The sequence below is a fragment of the Mesorhizobium sp. M0048 genome (genome assembly GCF_040323405.1).
Lineage (GTDB): Bacteria > Pseudomonadota > Alphaproteobacteria > Rhizobiales > Rhizobiaceae > Mesorhizobium.
This window is the reverse complement of sequence record NZ_JAMYUV010000104.1, coordinates 1-4,089: the sequence shown is the minus strand read 5'-3', so window position 1 is coordinate 4,089 and position 4,089 is coordinate 1. Positions and strand designations below refer to the sequence as shown.

Here is a 4,089-nt window from a genome sequence, read left to right as displayed (position 1 = left end):
TCGGATAGCCCTTGCTGAACTCGGCCAACCGCGGCGCCAGCCATTTCTCGCCGAAGGAAGGACTGACGCGCAGGCTAAGCTGGAAGCTTTCGCGCTGCCGCACGATGGCATTACGCACCTCGCGTATGGATTCGAAAGCCTGGGTGGTGGTCTGGAAGAGCCGCTCACCGTCGATCGTGAGCGAGAGATGGCGCTTTTCGCGCTGAAAAAGCCGGACCCCGAGTTGGTGTTCGAGCAGCCGCAGCTGCTGGCTGACCGCCGAAGGTGTCACCTGCAATTCCTGCGCGGCCTTTGCCACGCCGCCGAGCCGCGCGACCGCCTCGAAATGCGTCATCGAATTGAACTTGATGTCTGACATCGTCCTCGTCAGTTAAGCTCAGCTACACAGAATATTAAGAAACGAGAATTGAGCCTAATGTCAATCGGTCGCATCATCCTGTGGTCTCGGGAGGAGATGCAGGATGGAACCGGGTTCACCCCAAAGCTTGGGTAGTGCCGGCAATGTGCCGGCAGTTGGACAGGCATCGACCAGGAAGCCCCTGATCGAGGCTTCCAATGTCAAGAAGAACTACGGCGCAACACGGGTCCTTCGGGGCGTGAGTTTTCAGGTCCGGCCTGGCGAAATCCACGCGCTCCTGGGCGGCAACGGCGCCGGCAAAAGCACCCTGATCCGCATCATCACCGGGCTGATCTCACGCGATGCCGGCGATATTAGCTTCGCCTCGTCGAAGGCCGGCCACACCAGCCCGATCATCGCGGTGGTGCATCAGGAGCTGGCGCTATTGCCCGAGCTGTCGGTCGCGGAAAACATCGGCATTGTGCATGCGGGGTCGGGCTGGTCGCAGATCAGCCGTCGCCGCATGCGCGAAACCGCGCTCGGAGCGCTGCGGCTGATTGACCCAGCGATCGGCGAAGAGATCATCGATTTGCCGGCGCGCAAATTGTCCCTCCACGAAGGCCAGATCGTCGAGATCGCTCGTGCCCTTTCCACCGGAGCCGAAGTGCTGCTTCTCGACGAGCCCACGGCCAATCTCACTGCCGGCGAGACTGCCAAACTCTTCTCGGTGCTGAAGCGGTTGGTGCACGAGGAAGGCATCGGCATCGTCTTTGTTTCTCACCGTATGCGGGAAATCCGCGCGCTCTGCGATGTCTGCACGATCTTGCGCGATGGCGTCACGATCGCGAATGCCACGCCGCTTGCATCGCTCAGCGACGCCGAAATCGTCCAGCAGATGGGCCAACACGCGCAGCGTCCGGCAAGGCACCGCAACCCGCAAAAACACCTCCGACAGGGCATACCAGTCGAACTCCTCGGCCCCGGCGACGTCAGGATAGCGATTTCGTCCGGCACCATCCTGGGACTGGCCGGCGCGGCCGCAGGCCCGACCGGCCTCATTGCTCCCCTGGTGGGCGCCGGACCCGGGGCTGGCTGGCGCCTTTCCGGCGAGGGTTTTGCGGACCGCTTCTCGTCTCCAGCGGCAGCGGCGCGGGCCGGTGTCGGCTTTGTTTCGGGCGACCGCGCAACCAAGGGGATCCTTTCGCAGCTGCCCATCGTCGATAACGTGCTTGCAGCACGCAGGGTTCGCGAAAGACGGCGGATCGTGGCCGCAGCCGAGCGGCAGGAATGTCACGATCTCGTTTCAGCGCTGAAGTTGAAAGCCAGCTCGATCTGGGACCTGCCGGCCTCGTTGTCCGGCGGCAACCAGCAGAAGCTTCTCGTCGCACGCTGGCTTGGGCTGCCGCTCCGGATGGTGGTGCTGGAAGAGCCGACGCGTGGCGTCGACATCGGCACCAAGCATGACATTTACGGTTTGATCCGGGAGATGGCCGACGCTGGCGCGATCATCATCTGGTGGTCGACCGAGAACGTCGAACTGCTCGAGCTTTGCGACGCCATTTTCGCCTTTGACACCGATGGGCAGCCGAAGGGATTCCTGCCTGAAGAGCACTACACCGAAGACGGGCTCGCCGAACTGACGGGGATGGCGGCATGACCGACGCGAGCAACGGCACCACGACCACCGACAAACTCCGGACCACCAACTCGCGCGTCCCAGCAGTTCTTTTGTCCTACCGAACGGAAGGCGCGATTGCCGCCGCAATCGTCGTCCTGCTGCTGGCCGTCGGCATGTTCGTGCCCGCTGCACTCAGCATGGGCAATGTGCAAAACATCATCCAGGCCGCCGCGCCCCTCATCATCATGTCACTCGGTGTTTTGCTGGTCGTGGTCACCGGCGGCATCGATCTTTCGGTCGGTTCAGTCTTTTCCTTGACCGGTATGGTGACCGCGCTGGCGATGGCCAGTGGCGCCGACGGACTGACCGCCAGTGCTGCCGGCCTGGCCGTCGGCCTTGTCTTCGGCTCGATCAATGGTCTTCTGGTCACGGTCGTTGGGCTCGCGCCTTTCGTCGTCACGCTCATCACCTACGCGGTGGCGGGCAGTCTGGCCTTCATCGTCACGAATGGTCGTTCGATGCCGATCGGCGCGCCGGATTTCTGGCTCCTGAATTCGGGCGAGATCATCCCGGGCGTCCCCAACCATCTTCTGTTCTGCATCATATTGATGATCGCGCTGGAATACGTCCTGCGAAAGGTCGTGCTCGGACGCTGGTTCTATGCCGTCGGCTCGTCGGCAATTGCTGCCCGGCTGCTCGGCATCCCGGTTCTGCGCATCAAGTTTGCCGCCTATGTCGCTTCGGGCCTGCTTGCCTCTTTCGCCGGCCTGTTGACGGTAAGCTACATCCTCAACGCCGAAGCCACGGCCGGCGCCAGCCTGATGCTGCAGGCAATCGCCGCCGTCGTCATTGGCGGGGCCAGCCTCTTTGGCGGAACCGGCAGCGCGATCGGTGCCGTGCTGGGCGCTCTGATGATCACCTGCATCCAGAACGGCGTGAACCTCATCGGCGTGAACAGCTTCTGGCAAGGCTCCGTCACCGGCGCCGCGATCCTGCTCGCGGTTCTGATCGACCGCTTCAGCAGCAAGAACCGACTCTAGATCATCAACGGGAGGAACCAAGATGAAGTTGAAGACCATACTACTTGCAGCATTGGCGGCGGCCGCCTTGTCCAGCGCATCATACGCACAGGACAAAAAGACCGTCGCTTACATCGCCCCGTCGCTGGACATCTCCTACTGGCAATGGGTCGGGTACGGCGTGAAGGAGAAGGCCAAGGAACTCGGCATGGATTATGTCGAGTACACTTCGGAAAACTCACCCGCCAAGCAGATGGACAATGCGCGGACCGCCGTGACCAAAGGCGTCGCGGCCATCGTGATCGGCCCCGTCAGCTCGACCTCGACACCGCCGCTGCTCGACTATCTAGCGAAGCAGAAAGTGCCGATCGCCTTTGCCGGCATCGGGCCGCAACCGGGCCTCACCAACTATACGTCCTCGGTCACCGCGAACAACTATGAGACCGGCAAGGCGCAGGGGAAATTCACCTGCGAGCTTGCCAAGGAGCGTGGCGGCAACAAGGTTGGCATGCTGTCGCTGCCGCAGGACCGGGAGAATGCACAGAAATACCTCAAGGGCGCCAAGGAGGCGTTTGCCGCCGACGGCTGCGACCTCGCCCAGATGCTGGAAACGCGCGGTCTAACAATCAACGAGGCCGTCACCCAGGCAAACGACCTTTTGACCGCCAATCCCGACATCAAGGCCATCTACGGCATGTATGACGAAGCCGGCACCGGCGCCGCCAAGGTGGTCGAGACCCGGGGCCTCACCGGCAAGATCGGCATCACCGTAGCCGACGGCTCGCCGACCACGATCGCGCTGCTCAAGAAAGGAGCGCTCCAGGGCATCTTCTTCCAGGAGGCAGTAGGCCAAGGCATCGACGGAACCCAACAGGTCTACAACGCACTGACGGGCGCGCCGGTGACCCAGGATCTGGCCTTGGTCATGCCTCTTGTTACGGCCGACAAGGTTGACAGTCCCGAGGCCAAGAAGGTCATCGCCCGCGTCTTTCCCCCGAGCAACTGACCGCCACCCAATGGACCCCCCCGCGTTGCCCGGGGGGGCCCCACGACAACAAGCAGGGCCGCCCCGGGCCCCGGGGGCGGTTATCCAAACCGCACCAAAATTTTTGGTT

The 4,089-nt window shown here is 62.6% G+C and carries 4 protein-coding genes; 3 read left to right on the top strand and 1 reads right to left on the bottom strand.

Annotated elements, in window-relative coordinates:
- Window positions 1-334: LysR family transcriptional regulator (locus NKJ84_RS32830; RefSeq protein ID WP_352509882.1), on the bottom strand; the 334-nt coding region annotated here is incomplete at its 3' end.
- A 127-nt stretch (window positions 335-461) separates the two neighbouring features.
- Between NKJ84_RS32830 and NKJ84_RS32825 the strand changes: the two genes are divergently transcribed.
- From NKJ84_RS32825 to NKJ84_RS32815, 3 genes are read left to right on the top strand one after another with little or no spacing between them, the layout of a single operon-like run.
- Entirely contained in the window at window positions 462-1,994 is a 1,533-nt protein-coding gene (locus NKJ84_RS32825) for an ATP-binding cassette domain-containing protein (RefSeq protein ID WP_352509975.1), read from the top strand.
- Window positions 1,991-2,995, top strand: coding sequence for an ABC transporter permease (locus NKJ84_RS32820; RefSeq protein ID WP_352509974.1), 1,005 nt, complete (start codon window positions 1,991-1,993; stop codon window positions 2,993-2,995). The genes NKJ84_RS32825 and NKJ84_RS32820 overlap by 4 nt, the downstream gene beginning before the upstream one ends.
- Before the next feature lie 22 nt (window positions 2,996-3,017).
- A complete protein-coding gene (locus NKJ84_RS32815) occupies window positions 3,018-3,980 on the top strand; it encodes a substrate-binding domain-containing protein (protein WP_352509973.1) in 963 nt (320 codons plus the stop codon).
- Window positions 3,981-4,089 lie beyond the last annotated feature (109 nt).